General features: G+C 63.3%; 15 protein-coding genes and 1 pseudogene. 13 read left to right on the top strand and 3 right to left on the bottom strand.

What is annotated here, in order from left to right; genetic code table 11:
• Positions 1-90 precede the first annotated feature (90 nt).
• The 5 genes from trxB (at position 91) to infA (ending at position 4,163) form a co-directional block, all read left to right on the top strand.
• On the top strand, positions 91-1,059 hold the full coding sequence (trxB, locus tag ACVOMF_RS04135; protein WP_282270462.1) for a thioredoxin-disulfide reductase: 969 nt from the start codon (positions 91-93) through the stop codon (positions 1,057-1,059).
• A gap of 35 nt (positions 1,060-1,094) precedes the next feature.
• Positions 1,095-1,976: a metallophosphoesterase gene (locus tag ACVOMF_RS04130; protein WP_481508154.1), complete on the top strand. Its 882-nt coding sequence runs from the start codon at positions 1,095-1,097 to the stop codon at positions 1,974-1,976.
• Positions 1,973-3,115 carry a GNAT family N-acetyltransferase gene (locus tag ACVOMF_RS04125; RefSeq protein ID WP_481508153.1) on the top strand — a complete coding sequence of 381 codons (1,143 nt, stop codon included), beginning with the start codon at positions 1,973-1,975 and terminating at the stop codon, positions 3,113-3,115. Before ACVOMF_RS04130 ends, ACVOMF_RS04125 begins: the two co-directional genes overlap by 4 nt.
• A complete protein-coding gene (gene aat / locus ACVOMF_RS04120) occupies positions 3,112-3,846 on the top strand; it encodes a leucyl/phenylalanyl-tRNA--protein transferase (protein ID WP_481508152.1) in 735 nt (244 codons plus the stop codon). The genes ACVOMF_RS04125 and aat overlap by 4 nt, the downstream gene beginning before the upstream one ends.
• 98 nt (positions 3,847-3,944) lie before the next feature.
• Entirely contained in the window at positions 3,945-4,163 is a 219-nt protein-coding gene (gene infA / locus ACVOMF_RS04115) for a translation initiation factor IF-1 (protein WP_005409596.1), read from the top strand.
• 300 nt (positions 4,164-4,463) lie between these two features.
• On the opposite strand, the gene clpA is transcribed toward infA, so the two are convergent.
• Positions 4,464-6,743, bottom strand: coding sequence for an ATP-dependent Clp protease ATP-binding subunit ClpA (clpA, locus tag ACVOMF_RS04110; protein ID WP_481508151.1), 2,280 nt, complete (start codon positions 6,741-6,743; stop codon positions 4,464-4,466).
• Positions 6,744-7,070: 327 nt separating this feature from the next.
• Positions 7,071-7,391: an ATP-dependent Clp protease adapter ClpS gene (gene clpS, locus ACVOMF_RS04105; protein WP_282272346.1), complete on the bottom strand. Its 321-nt coding sequence runs from the start codon at positions 7,389-7,391 to the stop codon at positions 7,071-7,073.
• 104 nt (positions 7,392-7,495) lie between these two features.
• Between clpS and ACVOMF_RS04100 the strand changes: the two genes are divergently transcribed.
• The 6 genes from ACVOMF_RS04100 (at position 7,496) to ACVOMF_RS04075 (ending at position 11,836) form a co-directional block, all read left to right on the top strand.
• Positions 7,496-7,972: a hypothetical protein gene (locus tag ACVOMF_RS04100; RefSeq protein ID WP_481508150.1), complete on the top strand. Its 477-nt coding sequence runs from the start codon at positions 7,496-7,498 to the stop codon at positions 7,970-7,972.
• Positions 7,973-7,974: 2 nt separating this feature from the next.
• Positions 7,975-8,439, top strand: a complete 465-nt coding sequence (locus tag ACVOMF_RS04095) for an NUDIX hydrolase (RefSeq protein WP_481508149.1) — start codon at positions 7,975-7,977, stop codon at positions 8,437-8,439.
• Entirely contained in the window at positions 8,436-9,557 is a 1,122-nt protein-coding gene (mnmA, locus tag ACVOMF_RS04090; protein ID WP_481508148.1) for a tRNA 2-thiouridine(34) synthase MnmA, read from the top strand. Before ACVOMF_RS04095 ends, mnmA begins: the two co-directional genes overlap by 4 nt.
• A gap of 9 nt (positions 9,558-9,566) precedes the next feature.
• The gene (hflD, locus tag ACVOMF_RS04085) at positions 9,567-10,181 is read left to right on the top strand and encodes a high frequency lysogenization protein HflD (protein WP_481508147.1); all 615 of its coding nucleotides are present in this window, start codon (positions 9,567-9,569) and stop codon (positions 10,179-10,181) included.
• Positions 10,182-10,307: 126 nt separating this feature from the next.
• Positions 10,308-11,507, top strand: coding sequence for a methyl-accepting chemotaxis protein (locus tag ACVOMF_RS04080; protein ID WP_481508146.1), 1,200 nt, complete (start codon positions 10,308-10,310; stop codon positions 11,505-11,507).
• A gap of 77 nt (positions 11,508-11,584) precedes the next feature.
• A complete protein-coding gene (locus ACVOMF_RS04075) occupies positions 11,585-11,836 on the top strand; it encodes a hypothetical protein (RefSeq protein WP_481508145.1) in 252 nt (83 codons plus the stop codon).
• A gap of 433 nt (positions 11,837-12,269) precedes the next feature.
• Here the strand turns inward: ACVOMF_RS04075 and ACVOMF_RS04070 are convergent, their stop codons facing one another.
• Positions 12,270-15,044: a bifunctional diguanylate cyclase/phosphodiesterase gene (locus ACVOMF_RS04070; protein ID WP_481508169.1), complete on the bottom strand. Its 2,775-nt coding sequence runs from the start codon at positions 15,042-15,044 to the stop codon at positions 12,270-12,272.
• Positions 15,045-15,444: 400 nt separating this feature from the next.
• Here ACVOMF_RS04070 and ACVOMF_RS04065 point away from each other — a divergent pair.
• Together ACVOMF_RS04065 and ACVOMF_RS04060 are read left to right on the top strand one after the other, a co-directional pair.
• Positions 15,445-16,425, top strand: a pseudogene (locus tag ACVOMF_RS04065) (sensor histidine kinase); the annotation flags it as partial.
• A gap of 20 nt (positions 16,426-16,445) precedes the next feature.
• Positions 16,446-18,176, top strand: coding sequence for an EAL domain-containing protein (locus tag ACVOMF_RS04060; RefSeq protein WP_481508144.1), 1,731 nt, complete (start codon positions 16,446-16,448; stop codon positions 18,174-18,176).
• Positions 18,177-18,449 lie beyond the last annotated feature (273 nt).

Below are 18,449 nucleotides of genomic sequence, written 5' to 3'. Positions count from 1 at the left end.
CACCGAGGTCGGACCGCCACTCTATTGGCTTGCCCGGACAGCTGCGGACTGCCGCGTTCGGGCCACCAATCCTGACTTTCGCGAGTATACATGAGCACTTCCAGCCTCCCGACCAAGCACTCCCGCCTGTTGATCCTCGGCTCTGGCCCTGCCGGCTGGACCTCTGCCGTCTATGGCGCGCGCGCAAACCTGAAGCCGCTGGTCGTCACCGGCCTGCAGCAGGGTGGCCAGCTGATGACCACCACCGAGGTCGACAACTGGCCGGGTGATGCCCACGGCTTGATGGGTCCGGACCTGATGGCGCGCATGCAGGCGCATGCCGAGCGCTTCGAGACCGAAGTGGTGTTCGACCACATCCATACCGCCGATCTGTCCAAGCGCCCGTTCACCCTGACCGGTGACAGTGCGCAGTACACCGCCGATGCGCTGATCATCGCCACCGGCGCCACCGCCAAGTACCTGGGCATTCCGTCCGAGGAAGCCTTCAAGGGCCGCGGCGTCTCCGCCTGCGCCACCTGTGACGGTTTCTTCTACCGCGACCAGGATGTGGTCGTGGTTGGCGGCGGCAACACCGCCGTTGAAGAGGCGCTGTACCTGTCCAACATCGCCCGCAAGGTCTACCTGGTCCACCGCCGCGACACCTTGAAGGCGGAGAAGATCATGCAGGACAAGCTGTTCGCCAAGGTCGCCGCCGGCAAGATCGAGACCGTGTGGCACCACCAGGTCGATGAAGTGCTCGGCAATGACGCTGGCGTCACCGGTGTGCGCGTGAAGTCCACCCTGGACGGCAGCACCCGCGATATCGAAGCCCATGGCTTCTTCGTCGCGATCGGCCACCAGCCCAACACCGAGCTGTTCACCGGCCAGCTGGCCATGAACAACGGCTACCTGGAAATCCGCTCCGGCCTGGGCGGCAACGCCACCATGACCTCGGTCGAAGGCGTGTTCGCCGCCGGCGACGTCGCCGACCAGCACTACCGCCAGGCCATTACCTCGGCCGGTTTCGGCTGCATGGCCGCACTGGACGCCGAGCGCTTCCTGGACGAAAAGGGCGCCTGAGCGCCCCACCCCGCCAGCCCGCCATGGACAAGCTGATGATCAAGCAGCTGCTGTTCCATGGCAGCTGGCTGGTCTTTCCAGCCATCATCTGGCTGCTATGGCGGTGGCGCAATCCGCGCCACCGGCCGGTGCTTGCGCTGCTGCTACTTGGATGTGGCGTGTTCGCCTGGGCACGCTTCATCGAGCCGCAGATGATCGTGATCAGGCACACCACGCTGGAAGGTACCGGCACCGCTACACATATCGCCCTGGTCAGTGACATCCACCTGGGCGTCTACAAGGATCGGCGCTTCCTTGAGCGACTGGTGAAGCGCATCAACGATCAGGATGTCCACGCGGTGGCGATCGCCGGCGACCTGACCTACGAGCCGCAAGGCCTATCGCTGCAGGAGTTGTTCGCGCCGCTGGCGGACCTGCGCGCGCCTGCGTTTGTGGTGCTCGGCAACCACGACCAGCAACAGCCCGGCCCAGACATTGACAAACCCTTGCGCGCCGCACTCGCCGCGCACGGCATGAACGTCATCGAAGGACGCCTGCTCAGGGACACCGACGGAGTGAACTGGGCCGGCCTCGGAGACCGCTGGGCAGGCCGGGATGACGCGCGCTTCCTGCTCGGGGGCGAGGCACTGCTCGGCCCCACGATTGTCCTTGCCCATAACCCCGATAGCGCCATGCAAGTGTGCGCTGGCAATGTGGCGGTTGTGCTCGCCGGGCATACGCATGGCGGACAGATCCGCATCCCCTGGCTGTATCGCAAGGTCATCCCGAGCGCTTATGGCTTTGATCGCGGCGAGCAGGTCGTGCAGGGCGCCTGCGGTCCAATACGTGTTTTCACCACCAGCGGTGCTGGAGAGATCGGGCTGCCATTGCGCCTGTTCAACCCACCCGTCATCGACGTATTGACGTTGGAACCATGAACCTGCCTTTGCAACTGCGTGTCCTGCACGATCTTGCCGCGGTGCGTGCCGCGCAGTGGGACGGCCTGCATGACGGCAGCAACCCCTTCATCAGCCATACCTTTCTCAGCGGGCTGGAGCAACATGGCTGCCTGCGCCCGGAATGGGGCTGGCAGGCCCAGCACCTGAGCCTGTGGCGCGACGACGAACTAGTCGCCGCCGCGCCGGGTTACCTGAAGCAGAATTCGCACGGCGAGTTCGTGTTCGATCATGCCTGGGCCAATGCGTATGCACGTCACGGTCTGGAGTACTTCCCGAAATGGCTGTGTGGTGTGCCCTACTCTCCGGTCACCGGGCCACGTTTGCTGGCCCGTTGCGACGCTGATCGGCAGGCACTGATCGAGGCCATCGTGCGCCATGTGCAGGACAACGACTTGTCGTCCGCACATATAAATTTCCATCTCGCCGATGAAGACCCACTGTTCGGCGCGCAATGGCTGCAGCGCGATGACGTGCAGTTCCAGTGGCAGCGCCAGCCGGACTGGAAGAACTTCGATGACTTCATCGGCGCGATGGATCACAAGCGGCGCAAGAATATCCGCCAGGAGCGCGCCAAGGTTGTCCGCGCCGGCATCAGCTTCGTCGTGCGCCATGGCGATGAGGCGAGCGCGGACGAGTTACGCGCCATGCACGGTTTCTATCTGCAGACCTTTGCCGAGTACGGCAACGCACCGGCACTGACCTTGGCCTTCCTGCGCCACATGGCCGGGCAGATGCCGCGTCAGTTGGTGTTGTTCCTGGCGATCCAGGATGGCGAGCCGATCGCAGGCGCGCTGTGTCTGCGTGGCGCCGATACGCTGTACGGGCGCTACTGGGGCGGCGCCACCCTGCCCGGCCTGCACTTCGAGACCTGCTACTACCAAGGCATCGAGTACTGCCTACGCGAAGGCCTGCAGCGCTTCGAGCCCGGTGCGCAGGGCGAGCACAAACTGTCGCGCGGCTTTCTTCCGACACAGGTTCGCAGCCACCATTGGCTGGCCCATCCACAGTTCCGCGAGGCGGCACGCGACTGGTGCGGCCGCGAGCGCGAGGATGTCGCGACCTATGCCGCAGACCTGTTGCGCCATTCGCCCTTCAAGCAGGAAGATCCATCGCAATGAGCAACAAAGGTCCGTTCCTGCTGGACAGCGCCAGCGATGCGCCGTTCCCGCCCGCCGAGCTGGCCTTGCAGGAACCCGATGGCCTGCTCGCCGTCGGCGGCGACCTGAGCCCGGTACGGCTACTCAACGCCTATGCTGGCGGCATCTTCCCGTGGTTCTCCGAGGGTCAGCCGCTGCTGTGGTGGTCGCCGGACCCTCGCATGGTGTTCCGTACCGATCAGGTCCACCTGTCCTCGCGCTTCCGGCGCGGGTTGCGCAGCAGTACTTGGAAAATCCGCGCTGATACCGCGTTTTCCGAGGTCATGCAGGCATGCGCCTTGGCGCCGCGCCCCGGCCAGGATGGCACCTGGATCACCGCCGACATGCACCAGGCCTATGTCGCCCTGCACCAGCTCGGCTATGCGCATTCGGTGGAGGTGTTTGATGACGAAGCACTGGTTGGCGGCATCTATGGCGTCGCCATCGGCCAGATGTTCTTCGGCGAAAGCATGTTCAGCGGCCGCAGTGGCGGCTCGAAAGTGGCGCTCGCAGCCCTGGCCGGCACCCTGGTCGAGTGGGGCTGGCCATTGATGGATGCACAGGTGGAGAACCCGCACCTGCTGCGGATGGGTGCGGAGCACCTGCCCCGCGCAGTGTTTCTGGACAGCGTGCGCCAACTGGTCCAGCAACCCAGCGATGCAGGCAGCTGGACGCGCAGAGTTGGCGAGCTGGCGGCCTCGTCATTGGCCTGAATGCTGGCGCTTAACGCAAACTTTGCATCCCGGCCCGCGACAGCGTAAAATGCCCGCCCTTAGGCCCATTGGCCGTCCGCAGAACCGCACAGGACTACATGTCGAAAGACGACTCCATTGAGTTCGAAGGCACCGTCAGCGAGACGTTGCCGAACACCACGTTCCGTGTTCGCTTGGAAAATGGGCATGAAATCATCGCCCACATCTCCGGCCGCATGCGCAAGAACTACATCCGCATCCTGACCGGTGACCGCGTCAAGGTTGAGATGACGCCGTACGACCTGACCAAGGGCCGTATCACCTACCGCATGAAGTAATGCGGTAAGTCGTGCGTGAGCAGAAAGCCAGCCTTAGCGCTGGCTTTTTCGCGTGGCCAGAATTCCCGTAGTGCCGAGCGATGCTCGGCAGAGGCCGTACCAGCAATGCCCTGTAGTGCCGAGCCATGCTCGGCAGCACGGAAGCAACAAAGCACCCCTCCCCAGCCCTCCCCTGCGCCTTCGGCGCAAGGGAGGGGGCCTGGAGCGCAAAACAAAAAACCCGCATCGTTTGATGCGGGGTTTTGCTTTTGCCGAAACAACCCTGGCTTCGCGGCTTACGCCGCTCCCACAGGAGCTGGCTTACACCGTCGCCGGCAACAGGTGCTCAGGCTCGGACTCGGTTTCCACGATCAGCTCGCCGTCGCGGACATCGATACTGACCTTGCCGCCGTTCAACAGCTTGCCGAACAGCAGTTCGTCAGCCAGCGGGCGCTTCACCTTGTCCTGGATCACCCGGTACATCGGGCGCGCACCCATGTCGGCGTCGAAGCCGTGGTGGGCCAACCATTCGCGGGCGGCCGGGGTGGCCGACAACGAAACGTGCTTGTCCTGTAGCAGCATCTCCAGTTCGATCAGGAATTTGTCCACCACCCGCAGGATGTGGTCAAAGCCCAGCGGCTGGAACTGCACCACCGCATCCAGGCGGTTGCGGAACTCCGGGGTGAAGCTCTTGCGGATCACCTCCATCGCATCGGTGGCATGGTTCTGCTTGGTGAAGCCAATCGAGCGCCGTGCCGCCTGGGTGGCACCGGCATTGGTGGTCATCACCAGGATCACGTTCTTGAAGTTGGCTTCGCGGCCATTGGTGTCGGTGAGCACGCCGCGATCCATGACCTGCAACAGGATGTTGAAGATGTCCGGATGCGCCTTCTCCACCTCGTCCAGCAGCAGCACGCAGTGCGGTGTCTTGACGATTTTCTCGGTCAGCAGGCCGCCCTGGTCGAAGCCGACATAGCCCGGAGGCGCACCGATCAGACGGCTGACCGAATGCGGCTCCATGTACTCGGACATGTCAAAACGCACCAGCTCGATACCCAGCTGCAAGGCCAGCTGACGCGTCACTTCGGTCTTGCCGACGCCAGTCGGGCCGGCGAACAGGAAGTTGCCGATCGGCTTGTCCGGACTGGCGAGGCCGGAACGCGACAGCTTGATCGCCGAGGCCAGTGATTCGATGCCCTGGTCCTGGCCGAAGATCACCATCTTCAGGTTGCGCTCCAGATGCTGCAGCACATCCTTGTCGGTGGCGGTTACCTGCTTGGCCGGGATCCGCGCCATCTTGGCCACGATGGTCTCGATTTCCTCGACGTCGATACGCTCCTTGCGCTGCCCTTCCGGCAACAAGCGCTGGCGCGCACCGGCCTCATCGATCACGTCGATGGCCTTGTCCGGCAGCAGGCGATCAGCGATGTGCTTGACCGACAGGTCCACTGCCGCCTGCAAGGCGTCATCGGCATAACTCACGCTGTGGTGCGCTTCGTATTTCGGCCGCAGCCCCTTGAGGATCTCGTAGGTCTCGCCAACGGTGGGCTCGACGATGTCGATCTTCTGGAAGCGCCGCGCCAAGGCGCGATCCTTCTCGAAGATGCCACGGTATTCCTGGAAGGTGGTCGAGCCGATGCAGCGCAGTTCGCCCGAGGCCAGTGCCGGCTTGATCAGGTTGGACGCATCCATGGTGCCGCCAGACGCCGAACCGGCACCGATAATGGTGTGGATTTCGTCGATGAACAGCACCGAGTTGGGGATCTTCTTCAGCGCGGTGATCACGCCTTTCAGGCGCTTCTCAAAGTCACCGCGGTACTTGGTGCCAGCCACCAGTGCACCAAGATCCAGCGAATAGATCACCGCATCGGCGAGCACGTCCGGCACCTCGCCATCGACAATGCGCTTGGCCAGACCTTCGGCGATGGCAGTCTTGCCGACGCCAGCTTCGCCCACATACAGCGGGTTGTTCTTGCGGCGGCGGCACAGCACCTGGATGGTGCGCTCGATCTCATCGCGGCGCCCAACCAGCGGATCGATCCGCCCTGCCTTGGCCTGCTCGTTGAGATTGCTGGCGAACTCGGCCAGGGAATCTCCCTTGCCTTCACCATCACCACCCTCGGCCCTGCCCTCGCCCTCAAGCGGGGACGACATTTCCGGGTCATCGCCACTCTTGCCCACGCCGTGGGACAGGTAATTGACCACATCCAACCGGGTCACGTCCTGCTGGTTGAGATAATAGACCGCGTGCGACTCTTTCTCGCCGAAGATCGCGACCAACACATTGGCGCCGGTGACTTCCTTCTTGCCGGAGGACTGTACGTGGTACACGGCCCGCTGCAGCACCCGCTGGAAGCCCAGTGTCGGCTGGGTGTCGCGACCATCGTCCTCCGCCAGCAACGAGACCGAGGCATTGATCGCCTTCTCCAGCTCCCGACCCAGGCGCTCCAGGTCCGCGCCACAGGCCTTGAGTACGGCCTGCGCCGACGCATTCTCCAACAACGCCAACAGTAGATGTTCAACCGTCATGTACTCATGACGGGCTTCTCGGGCGCGCTTGTAGCACTGACCAATGGTCTGCTCGAGGTCTTTACTGAACATAAGGCACTCCGGTTGCGGTTGGAGACAATATGCGGCCTAGCGACGATTTTTCCAGCACCGTAATGACGAAGATGTAGACAACTTGCCTGCAATCTCGCCAAACCGCCCGTACGCGTGAATCCTGCATTCAGTTTCGACGAAAGAACAGGGGGTCGGGGGCGGATTGCGGGCATCAAGCGAAACGCTTCGTTCCGCCAACTCCCACTCCAGCGCCCTCGCACACCTACAGTCAGTTCTACAGCAGGCCAGCGACCACTGCGGAACCAATGCTGATAACCATGCCGCATGGGCAAAAAGCAGACCGCACGATCAGCGCCCCAGGCAGGCTCAGGCCCGCTCCATCGTGCACATCAACGGATGCTGGTTCATCCGCGAGAACTCGTTGACCTGGGCAACCTTGGTCTCGGCAACTTCGCGGGTATACACACCACAGATGCCGCGGCCGCGGGTATGGACGTGCAGCATCACCTGGGTGGCCTTGTCCATATCCATGGAAAAGAAGCTCTGCAGCACGGTCACCACGAAGTCCATCGGGGTGTAATCGTCATTTAGCAGCATCACCTGGTACTGCGGCGGGGGCGCAACCTCGGGCTTGCCGGGGGCTACCAGCAGGCCGTGTTCGCTGTCGTGTTGGGTCTTCTGGGACATCTGTCGATTATAGCCGTTCCAGGTGGCTGTCTTTTGACCATTGGACGCAGGCCCCCTCGCCCCCGCACAATTTACCGGCTAACCATCCATTCCTTGGGGAAAACATGAAGAAGTCTGTACTCAGCATCGCCTTGCTGGCCCTTGCCACGGCTGCCACCGGAAGCGCCTTTGCCGGTGAGCCGGACCGTGCGGTCGGCCGCGTGCTTGATACGCTCAAGTACAAGTACGAAGTGGACAGCGATGGCGACTACCAGCTGGTCTTTGAAATGGATGACGACCGTACCCAGCTGGTGTACGTGCGCTCCAATGTCGAGACCTACGGCAGCCATCACGTCCGCGAAATCTGGTCGCCGGGCTACAAGTCCGATGGTCCGCAGTTTCCGGCACTGGTTGCCAACCGTTTGCTGGAAGACTCCAACGATTCCAAGCTGGGGGGCTGGGTAAAGCAGGGCGAAATTGCGATGTTCGTGGTCAAGGTTGATGCCGATGCCAGCGCCGAGGTGATTTCCGATGCCATCGACGCCGCCGCCAAGAGCGCCGATGCGATCGAACTGGAAATGACGTCCAAGGACGAGTACTGAGCGTGAATGCTTTGCAGTCCCAGCGATGGGCGCCACATGTGACCGTGGCTACCGTGGTCTCCCGCGCAGGGCAACTGCTGCTGGTAGAGGAAGAAAAGAACGGCCGGCGGGTATTGAACCAACCGGCCGGCCATCTCGAGCCAGGCGAAAGCCTGCTCGAGGCGGCCGTACGTGAAACCCGCGAAGAAACCGGCTGGGAGGTGCGCCTGACCGGTTTCATCGGCAGTTATCAGTGGACGGCTGCCGATGGCACGCCGTTCCTGCGCTTTGCCTTCGCCGCCGAGCCGCTGCAGCATCACCCGGAGCAGGCACTGGACGCCGGCATCGTGCAGGCGCTGTGGATGAGCCCGGTTGCATTGCAGGCCGACATGGCGCGACTGCGTAGCCCGCTGGTCTGGCATACGATCTCCGACTGGCTGGCCGGGCAGCGTTACCCGCTTTCGATCGTGCGACAGGTGGCACCGTGAGTAATCCAAATATAGTGGTGGGCGTTTCCGGCGGCGTGGATTCGTCGGTGGCCGCACTCACCCTGGTCCAGCAAGGCCTGGATGTCGCCGGATTGTTCATGCAGAACTGGGCGGACGATGGCAGCGGTCATTGCCGTGCAGAGGACGATCGCCGCGACGCGGTGGCGGTCTGTGGGCGGCTCGACATTCCGTTCCACTTCCGCGATTTCTCCGACGAATACTGGCAGGGCGTGTTCGAGCACTTCCTGGCCGAATATGCGGCTGGCCGCACGCCCAACCCGGATGTGCTGTGCAACCGCGAGGTCAAGTTCAAGCACTTCCTGGACGCCGCGCGCGAGCTGGGCGCCGAGCGCATCGCCACCGGCCACTATGCCCAGGTCGACCACTCCGGCGGCCGCTGGCGCCTGCTGCGCGGCGCCGATCGCGGCAAGGACCAGAGCTACTTCCTGCACCAATTGGGCCAGACCCAGTTGGCAGCTACCCTGTTCCCGATCGGCCATATGGAGAAGAGCGAGCTGCGCCGCATCGCCCGCGATGCCGGCTTGCCCACCCATGCCAAGAAAGACTCCACCGGCATCTGCTTCATCGGCGAGCGCGATTTCCGCGAATTCCTTGGCCAGTACCTGCCGGCCCGCGAAGGCGAGATCCACGACCCCGATGGCCAGGTGATCGCCCGCCACCCCGGCGTGTTCTATTTCACCCTGGGCCAGCGCGAAGGCCTGAACATCGGCGGCGTGCGTGGGCGCCCGGCGGCGCCGTGGTTCGTGGTCGGCAAGGACGTGGCCCGCAATATCCTGTACGTCGACCAAGGCCATGACAGCCCCTGGTTGCAGTCCAACTGGCTGCGCAGCGAAACCATGCACTGGATTGCCGGCACCCCACCCGCCCGTGAATTCGAGTGCACCGCGCAGACCCGCTACCGCCAACCCGACGAAGCCTGCACCGTGAAGGTGCGTGATGACGGTACGCTGGACGTGTATTTCGCACGCCCGCAACGGGCCGTCACCCCCGGCCAGTCGCTGGTGCTGTACGACGGCATGGAGTGCCTGGGCGGCGCGGTGATCGCGGCGACCGATGCACCTTTGGAGCGCCGCTTGGCCGCCCCTGTTTCCCTTTGAGAGATGACCATGACTTTTTCCATCGATGACCGCGTACTTGCCCTTGCCGGCATCGCCCAGGCCTTGCAGCAGGTGCGCCGCATCGCAGAAACCGGCCATTCGGAGAGCGCCGTGGTGCGTACCGCAATGGACAGCGTAATGCGTATTGATGCCAGCTCGCCCGCTGCCGTGTACGGCAGTGCCACCCAGGTTGAGCCTGGCCTGCGCCTGCTGCGCGACTACTTCCGCAACCAGGGCAAGGACGATCTGCTGCCGCGGCTCGCCCTGTCGGTGATGCAGCTGGAACGCCGCTTCGTGCGTGAAGGCGCCACGGTCGACAAGGTAGAAGCCGGCATCGAGCGCGCCGCCAACATCGCCCGCGACCGCAGCGACAGCTGCCACCCGGACGTATTGAGTGCGATGGGCGCGCTGTATGCGGACACCATCAGCCAGCTCAAGCCGAAGATCATGGTGCAGGGCAACCCGCACTATCTGGGCCAGGCAATGGTGGTGTCAGAGATCCGTGCGCTGCTGCTGGCCGCGGTGCGCTCGGCAGTGCTTTGGCGCCAGCTGGGCGGCGCGTACTGGGATTTCCTGTTCTCGCGCAAAGCCATGCTCGAAGCCATCGAGCGCCGCCTGCGCTGATTTCCAAGGCCCGCAATTGCATGGGTTGCGGGCCTGCATCGCAAAACCTCCCGGGATTCACGCCAGTGGGCTAAAGACACCCTGCCCACTGCCGATACTGCATTCGTGACTCTCCCGAGAACGTCCATGTATTCACGTATTGCAATCCGTTTGGCAGCCCCGCTTGTCCTCACCCTTCTGGTTGTGGTCGCTGCCGCCCTGTCCTGGCCCTCCGCGGCCCTGTGGGCGATCCTGACCACCATGGTGCTGAGCTGGCTGGTGTTTGCCTGGTGGAGCGTGCATTCGCAAAGCCAGCGCTCGCCTGAGCACGCCAAGGTACTGAAAGAGCAGGACCAGCTGCTCAACGAGCTGCGCAGCTTCGTCAGCAACGAAATCGATGGCTCGCGCAGCGAGATCGAGCGCGCCCGTGAGCTGATCCGGCAGGCCGTCGGTGGCCTCGGCGGCAGCTTCGATGCGATGAGCCGCAAGTCGCGCCAGCAGAGTCAGGCGTTGGCCCGCATCGTTGACCGCGCCGGTGATGAAGGTGGCGGTGGCAATGGCGGTGTCGACGTCGCCCGTTTCGCCCAGAATGCCAGCTACCAGATGGAACAGCTGGTGGAAGCACTTGAGCAGGTCAGCGGCCAGAGCAGCAACACCGTGCAGCACATCGACCAGATGGCGCAGCATCTGGACGGCATCTTCGCCCTGCTCGAAGACGTCAAGTCAATTGCCGACCAGACCAACCTGCTGGCCTTGAATGCCGCCATTGAAGCGGCGCGTGCCGGCGAAGCCGGTCGTGGCTTCGCCGTGGTGGCCGACGAGGTGCGCAACCTCTCCGAGCGCTCGACCACCTTCAACGAGCAGATCCGCAAGTTGGCGCACAGCTCCAAGGATGCGATTGCGAAGGTGCGTGAAACCGTCACCCACATGGCCTCGCGCGACATGGACCGGTCCCGCGAAGCACGCCACGAAGCCGCCTCGATGCTGGACAGCGTGGCCGCCATCAATGCCTCGCTGGGCGACGGCATGCGCGAGATCTCCGAATGCGGCCGCGCCATCGACGGCAGCGTCGCCGAAGCCGTGCGCGCCCTGCAGTTCGAAGACATCGCCACCCAGGCCCTGGGCGGCGTGCACACCCATCTTGATCGCCTTGGCGCGATCAACCGCGAAGCCGTGGCGCTGCAGGAACTGCTGCACCGCAACGGCGGCGTGTTCGATGGCGAGATGGTCAGCGCGCTGCAGCGTACCGGCAACCGCCTGCGCGAAATGCGCGTGGAATGGGAACGCCCGCCGCACAAGCCGGTTTCCCAGCAGAGCATGGGCGCAGGCACGGTAGAGCTGTTCTGAACTCGCACTGCTCCATCCTTGCATCCGAGCCCCGGCCCCTGGCCGGGGCTTTGCTGTTGCTGCGACCGCGCTGATATATGCTGATACCCCGCTCCACCGCCAACAGCAACGCCGAGCCAGCATCGCAGGCTGATGACGCCATGCTTCCATCACCTACCGCCAACGGCAGTACGTTGAGCCGGCGCGAACAACTTGCGCGGCTTGAACAGCGCGCACAGCAAGAGCTGCTGGAGTTGCGTGCACTGCGCGATCAAGTCCAGTGCCCTGGCCATGCCGCAGACTCAGATTGGCTGACAAGCTGCATCGACTGGGACCTGTCCGTTCCCTAAGCCCCCCTCGTGGTGCGCTGCGCATAGCCTGGCTCCATGTACGCGCACTGCCGTTTTGTGGGAGCGGCGTCAGCCGCGAAGCAACGACATCATCAGATGAAGGCCTGTCAGCATTGCCGGCTTCGCGGCTTGCGCCGCCCCCAAGATGCAATGAACAACCTGAGCTGGATCAGTGCAAGGCATCGGAGAGCTGGTGCTCTGCAGCCTTTGCCGTCGCGCCGCAATCTGTCCTTGGTGCGTTGCGCTTGGCTGGGCCACGCCCAGCCTTTTAATAGCCGCGAAGCACCGACGTCGCCAGATGAAGTCCTGTCAGCAACACCAGCTTCGTGGATGACGCCGCTCCCATATCCAAGCAGAAATGTATTCAGAAATACAAACAAAGAGCCCGGTTGCGGATCAGGCAACCGGGCTCTTTGCTTTCTCTCGCCGACGATCAGTGGGTTGCGCTGATCGTCGTGATCGTTCCAAGGTTCGGCAATTCAAGTAGCTCGCCAGGGCCGCTGCGCAGCCACTGCACCATCTCGCGTGGTCGCAGTGGTCGCGAGAACAGGTAACCCTGCAGTTCGTCGCAGCCCTGCTGGATCAACATCGTCGCTTCGGCTGGGGTTTCCACGCCTTCAGCCACCACCAGCATGCCCAGTGCATGCCCCAGATGCACGATGGCCTGGGTGACCTCGGCGGTGCCGGCATCGTGCAGCATGCCCTGCACGAAGCTACGGTCGATCTTCAGACGCTGCACTGGAAAACGGTTCAGGTAGTGCAGGTTGGAGAAACCGGTACCGAAGTCGTCAACGGCAAGCGGAATGCCGTGCTGTTCAAAGACATCAAAACACTGGCGCAATGCATCGGTATCGCGGATCAGTGCCGACTCGGTCAGCTCCAACTCCAAGCGCTGTGGCGGCCAGCCGTATTGTTGGCAGATGCTGACAACGCGCTCGGCGAAGCCGCGATCACGTAGCTGCAATGCCGACACGTTGACTGCAATACGCTCGAACTTCAGCCCGGCCTGCTGCCAGACGACTGCTTGCCGGCAGACTTCCTGCAGCACCCAGTCACCGATATGGATGATCTCGCCGCACTTCTCGGCAATCGGAATGAACTCGGCCGGGCTGCACGAGCCAATCCTGCCACTGTTCCAGCGCAGCAGCGCCTCGATCGAGGGCGTTGCATCACCATTGGCGTGCACCAAAGGCTGGTAGACCAGGCTGAACTCGTCGCGCTCGACCGCACCATGCAGTGCATGTTCGATCTCGACCCGGCGCTGGGTACGCGCCAAGGCATCCTGGCTGTAGTACTGGTAGGTGTTGCGGCCAGCCTCTTTGGCAGCATGCATCGCTGCATCGGCGGCTCGCAGCAGACTGTCGAAGTCGCTGCGACCTTCGTCCAGCAATGCGATACCGACGCTGGCACCAACCTTCAAGGTGACATCCTCGCGGTACAACGGCTCCGCCAACGAAGCAATCAGCTTGCGCGCCACATGCCCCGCGTCATCCGGCTCAACCAGGTTGCGCAGGATCACGATGAACTCATCACCGTTGAAGCGGGCGAACAGGTCGGCATTGCGCAGGTTCTGGTGCAGGCGTGCCGCGGCAGCCTTCAGCAACATGTCACCGGTGGCGTGACCGAAGGTGTCGTTGATGCTCTTGAAGCCATCCAGATCGATGAACAGCATTGCCAGGATGGCACCGCGTTCGCGCGCCTCGATGATCGCTTCCGAACCCTGCTCCCGCAGCAGCATGCGATTGGGCAAGCCGGTCAGCAGGTCGTAGTGCGCCAACAGCTCCAGGCGCTCATCGGCCTCGCGTTCGCGGGTGATATCGCGGAACAGCACCACAAAACGCTCAGGCAGGCCGTCGCGTTGATCCAGTTCGATAAGCACCTGCACCCACACCCGTTGACCGGAGGGTCGGTAGAAACACAGATCAAGCTGCTCTGGCAGCCCGCCTTCGGCGATGCGCAGCAACGCCGACTCAAAGTTGTCGCGCGAGTCCGGGATGTACAGGTCCAATGCCTGGTCCAGGGTCACCGGCGCCTTGCGCAGGCCATGGATGCGGTAGCACTCCTCGGTCCATTGCATCGCACGGGTGCTGACCTCGATCTCGCAACCGCCAATACGGCCCAGCGCGGACACCCGGTTCAGCAATTCCGTACGCCAGCGTATCAAGGCATCGGTACGGCGCTGATTGCTGATGTTCTGCACCTGCCCCAGCACCCGCTGCAGGCCGCCAGCGGCGTCGTAGTCAAGCTCCACCCAGATGCGCAGCTGCTGCTGGGTCACCGGATCGCGCCCCCAGGTGATATCGAAACTGCCACCTTTGGCCTCATCCAGCAGCCGTCGCCAACTGCAGAACAGATGCGTGCGGGCGTCGCTGGCAAGGTTGCGCAACCACTGCCGCTCAGTCGGCAGTATGGCATCGCTCCAACCAATGGCGGCGGCGAATTCTTCGGACCACTGCACGCGTTTGCGCTGCGGCTCCCATACCCAGCTGCCCATGCCAGCCACGCGCTGCGCGCGGCGCAACAAGGCCTGCTGTGAGCGCAGCTCATCTTCCAGCGATTTCTGTTGCTGGATGTCGGTATAGGTGCCAACCATCCGCAACGGCTGGCCATCACCAGCACGGGTGACCACCTGCCCTCGGTCCAGCACCCAACGCCAGCTGCCATCGGCCTGGCGCAGCCGAAACTGGCAGGCAAAGGGCACCTGTGGGTCATGCAGGTGCGCGGCAATGGCTTGACGCAGCAGTAGCTGGTCTTCCGGATGTGCTTCATCAAGCAGGCCGATGCCGGCCTGCGCCGCATTGGGGACATGTGCCGGATTGGCGTGGGTAATCGCATCGCTGACGATATCCCAGTCCCACAGGCTATGACCTGCTGACTCCATTGCCATCGCCCAACGGGCGTTGCGCGCCTCAGTGTCGCTGGCCACGGAATACAGATAGCCCAATGGAGTCGCAGACGGCGACTGGACCACACTGAGCCAGCCGTCCAGCCGCTGACCGGCACCCGGCAGCGGGCAGGCCACTGCCTCGTGCTGATCCAGTCCCTGGCGGATGCCGGCAAGTTGCAAGCAATAACGTGACAGGCGTTCGGGCAGGCCAAGCTCTCTGGCCATGCCATTGGCGGCCAATGGTTGCCCGTCCGTGTCCAACAGCACAACGGCCGCGTTCAACGGATGACGAAGCAGGCTAGCTATGACGCCGCGATCCACGCGATCTATCTCCATGCCCGACAAACCGGGTACCCATTCGATAACGGCACCAACTCGGCAGAATTGAGCACTTCGTCGTGCGCTCTGTGCACAAGCCGTTAAACTGGGCCAACGCTTGTACAAACCCCCTTTCACCATGCAAGCCGATCCGGCCTCTTCCGCTCCATCCGTGCCCGTCGCGCCCCCGCGGCGGCGCGCATGCACGCTTTGGTTGCTTGCCGGAGCCGCTTTTTTTGCGGCCGGCCTCGTTGCACTATCGGCAAGCGAAACGGGCTCATCCGGCTGGCGGGAGCAAAGTGTGACGGCGGTCGCGGTGGCAATTTGTGCGACGCTCCTTTTCCTCTGCTGGCAGCTCTGGTCATCAAAACCAGCCACCAGCTACGGCCAGCAGTCGCCTGCTGAGTTGGAGCAGTTGGCGGCACTGCTGCCTGACGGCGTTGTGATCGCTGACGGCGATACAGTTCTCTATGCCAATCCAGCTGCAAGCAACATTCTGGGCATTGGCGGCGGCCGCGGCGACGACACCATCCAATTGCTGGCCGGCTTGAGCGGCCATGGCCCGCGCTCGAGCAGTGGCGAACTACCGGTGCAGCTGTCACGGATGGGCGGCGAGCCTTTCCGCGCCATGGTGATCTCCCAGCAGATGCAACATGGTGGCAGGAACTGCCAGCTCTTTGTCATCCGCGACCTGAGTGAGCTGGAGCACGGCAGGCTCGCCTTGGCCACCAGCAACGCAGAGTTGCAAGCCATGGCGGGTCGCTTGTTCTCCTTGCAGGAGGATGAGCGCCGCTCGATTTCACGCGATCTGCATGATGATATCGGCCAGGCCATTACCGCGATGAAGCTGGCCGCCTGCGCCGCGCGCGATGAAGACAACAAGCCACGGCGGCAGGACGATATCGACCAGATCATCGAGCTGGCAGACAGCACTGTGATCAAACTACGCAATCTGTCCATGCTGTTGCGGCCGCCGCAGCTTGATGCCCTGGGCCTGGAAGCCGCGCTGCGTTGGCAAGCCGGCTTGCTGTTCCGCTCTACTGATGTGGAGTTGCTGCTGGATGTTGCCGCGCTGCCGCGCCGCCCCAGCAACGAGGTCGAGCAGGCGTGTTTCCGTATTGCCCAGGAAAGCCTGACCAACGCACTGCGCCACGCCAGCGCCAGCCAGGTGTCGCTGTCGCTGCGCAACAGCAACAATGGCGACCTGCACCTGCAGGTGGTGGACGATGGCGAGGGCTTTGACCTTGCCGGGCCGCGCGGCCTTGGCATGATCGTGATGCGTGAGCGCGCCCAGAGTGCCGGCGGCAGCCTGCATATCGAGACCGCGCCGGGCGCCGGCACCCGTATTGATCTGCGTTTACCCTACGCAATGGACGCACTGTGACTCCCCAAGGACCTCGCCCGATGTGGAATGCCAGCCCCCCCTCGCTTGGTGACCGCAATGACGCGCGCCCTGCCCGGCTCGGCGCTGGCAACCCTGAGCTCGCCACCCTGGTGGACGCCGCCAACCGTACCGGCACCTCGTTGATGCTGCTGCATCTGGATATCGACCACTTCGCCTCGGTCAACGAGAACATGAGTGCCGAGGTGGGTGATCAGGCCCTGATCCTGATTGCTGAACGCCTGCGCGGATTTCTCGGTGAACGCGGCAAGCTGTGGCGCCACGGCAGCGACGAATTCCTGATCGCGGTACCTCGCGACAGCCAGACGCCGGCACCGGAGGACTTCGCCGAGCAGGTACGCCAGCAGATCGAGCTGCCCCTATCGGTACTGCCCTACACCCTGTTCCTGACCGCCAAGATCGGGGTTGGCCTCTGCCCGGAGCATTCCAATACCGCTACCGGTGTGCTGGATCTGGCCGAAGATGCCCTGCATCAGGCCGGCCGTGAAGGCGGCAATGCGGTGCACGTGCACGTGCTGCACAAACCCAGCAGCGCCCACAGCGAGAGCATCATCTCGCGGCAGCTGGTGGACGCCATCGACAACGGGGAACTACGCCTGCGCTACCAGCCCTTGGTCAGCGCCCGCGATGGTCACGTCATGGGCATGGAGGCGTTGTTGCGCTGGCAGTCCCCTACGCTGGGCATGCTGGTCCCCGAGCGCTTCATGCGCACCGCCGAGCGGCTGGGCATCATCGTGCAGATCGGCGCCTGGGTACTGGAAACCACTCTCCGCCAGGCCAAGGTCTGGCGTGATCAGGGCTTCGATGATTTCAACGTGGCGGTCAACGTGTCGACCCTGCAGCTGCTGCGCCCGAACTTCTTCACCGAAGTGATGGCGATGCTGCAGTCCATCGGCGTGCCGGCACGCATGCTGACCCTGGAAATCAACGAGAGCGCGCTGACCAACAACGTCAACTTCGTCCACGAGACTTTGGCCAACCTGCGCAACGAAGGCATCAGCCTGTGCCTGGACAACTTCGGCACCGGCGACTCGAGCTTGAGCGCGCTGGTCCGTTATCCGGTGGACAAGCTCAAGATCGACCGCAGCTTCATCAAGAGCGCGCCTGCCGCAAACCGCGAGGCTGCGATCAGCCGCGCCATCATCGCCATGGGCCACCAGTTGGGCATGACGGTGATTGCCAACGGCGTGGAATCGCAGGCCCAGCTCGGTTTCCTGCGTCGCAATGACTGCGATGTATTCCAGGGCTATCTGTTTGGCGAACCGATGTCGGCCGACGCCGCTGGCATGACCTTGCGTCGACGCTACCTGCGGCCGGAAGCGTTTGCCGAAACCCGCCCTGACCGCACATTGTTGCTGCTGGACGACGAAGAAAACGTACTGCGCTCGCTGGTGCGCCTGTTCCGTCGCGATGGCTACCGGATCCTTGCCGCCGGCAATGTGCGTGATGCCTTCGATCTGCTGGCGATCAATGACGTGCAGGTAATCCTGTCCGATCAGCGCATGAGCGACATGAGCGGCACCGAGTTCCTTGGTCGGGTAAAGATGTTGTACCCGGACACGATCCGCTTGGTGCTCTCCGGCTATACCGACCTGAACACCGTCACCGACGCGATCAACCGCGGCGCGATCTACCGTTTCCTGACCAAACCCTGGAACGACGACGACCTGCGCGAACATATCCGCCAGGCCTTCCGCACCCATGATGAAAAGCAGGGCGTGGGGGCTTCGTAAGCCACCGCCGGGTCGTTTCAGCTCTTGTGGGAGCGGCGTAAGCCGCGAAGCTGATGCAGTGTCAGTCCTCGCAGTATCTGCGAGTGCAGATTTCCGCAGGTAGCCCTTCATCGACGCATCCTGCAATTGCAATGCATGGATAGCCGTTTAGCCATTGGTGGCTTCGCGGCGTACGCCGCGACCCCCAAACCGCCCCCCCCCCCCCCAATATTTAGGCCGCCGGGGCGGCACCCCCCCGCCGCAGCACGCACCCCACCCCACCCGAAGGGTCCA

It is taken from the genome of Stenotrophomonas sp. STEN022 (assembly GCF_056760155.1).
The sequence above is the reverse complement of the archived record's forward strand: the minus strand, read 5'-3'. Positions and strand labels throughout refer to the sequence as shown.